Annotated in this window: 1 protein-coding gene; it reads left to right on the top strand. The window is 68.0% G+C overall.

The window, feature by feature from the left end:
* Nucleotides 1-1602: condensation domain-containing protein (locus ABT084_RS37845; RefSeq protein WP_351054384.1), on the top strand; the 1602-nt coding region annotated here is incomplete at both ends.

The raw sequence follows: 1602 nt of genomic DNA on the forward strand, positions 1-1602 counted from the left end.
GGTGGCGCTGATGGCGGGGGCGCGTCCGGAGCGGGTTCCGCTGTCCTTCGCGCAGCGTCGTCTGTGGTTCATCGGCCAGCTGGAGGGCCCGAGCGAGACCTACAACATGTCCGTCACCCTGCGGCTGACGGGTGCGGTGGACCAGCTGGCACTGGGCGCGGCGTTCAGGGACGTCCTGGAACGGCACGAAGTGCTGCGCACGGTGTTCTCGGTTGCTGAGGACGGTCAGCCGTACCAGCAGATCGTCGACCTGGCCGAACTGGCCTGGAAACTGGAAACCGTCGAGGTTCCCCCGACTGGGCTCGCCGGAGCGGTCGCCGACGCGGAGCGATACGCGTTCGACCTCGCCACTGAAGTGCCCATCCGTGCCTGGCTGTTCTCGGTCGCGAAGGACGAGCACCTGGTCGTGTTGACCACCCACCACATCGCGACCGACGGTTGGTCGATGGGTCCGTTGGCTCAGGACGTGTCGGCTGCTTATGCGGCGCGGTGTGCGGGTGGGGCTCCGGAGTGGGAGCCGCTGCCGGTGCAGTATGCGGATTACGCGCTGTGGCAGCGTGAGCTGCTGGGTGACGAGCAGGATCCGGAGAGTCTGATTTCTCGCCAGGTGGCTTACTGGCGTGAGGAGTTGGGGGGTGCTCCGGAGGAGCTGGGGCTGCCGTTCGACCGGCAGCGTCCGGCGGTTGCTTCGCATCAGGGGCACAGTGTGCCGCTGGTGGTGCCGGCGGAGGTGCACGCGCGTCTGGTGGAGGTGGCGCGCGCTGAGGGTGTGACCACGTTCATGGTGTTCCAGGCGGCGCTGGCGCTGCTGCTGTTCCGGCTGGGTGCGGGGACGGACATCCCGATCGGCTCGGCCAACGCCGGACGCACCGACGAGGCGCTGGACAACCTCGTGGGTTGCTTCGTCAATACGCTGGTGCTGCGTGCGGATCTGTCGGGCGACCCGACCTTCCGTGAGCTGCTGGCGCGGGTGCGTGAGAGGGGCCTGTCGGCGCATGCGCACCAGGACGTGCCCTTCGAGAAGCTGGTCGAGGAGCTGGCTCCGAGCCGCTCGATGGCGCGTCACCCCCTCTTCCAAGTGGTCCTGACGAAGCAGGACACCATCGACGCCGTACTCGAGCTGTCCGGCGTGCAGGCCGGAGGGGTCTCGGCCGAGCTGACGGCGGGCAAGACCACCGCGAAGTTCGATCTGGATGTGATGGTTTCCGAGGCGTTCGACGCGCAGGGTGTGGCGTTGGGGCTGCGGGGATCGGTGACGGTGGCCGCGGATCTGTTCGACGAGGCGTGGGCTGGGCGGATCGCCGGGTACTGGTCGCGGGTCCTGGACGAGGTCTCCAACGATCCGGGTGTACGTCTGAGTGGTGTGGATGTGCTGGGTCCGCAGGAGTTGCGGACGGTGCTGTCCGGTTGGAATGACACCTCGGCCGGGGTTCCGGATGCTTCGGTGGTGGGGTTGTTCGAGGCGCAGGTGGTGCGGTCGCCGGGTGCGGTGGCGGTGGTTGGTGATGGTGTGGGGGTGTCGTTCGCGGAGCTGGATGTGCGGGCGAACCGGTTGGCGCATTATCTGGTGTCGCAGGGTGTGGGTGCGGAGTCGGTGGTGGG

The sequence above is a fragment of the Streptomyces sp. NPDC002138 genome, assembly GCF_040296485.1.
Lineage (GTDB): Bacteria > Actinomycetota > Actinomycetes > Streptomycetales > Streptomycetaceae > Streptomyces.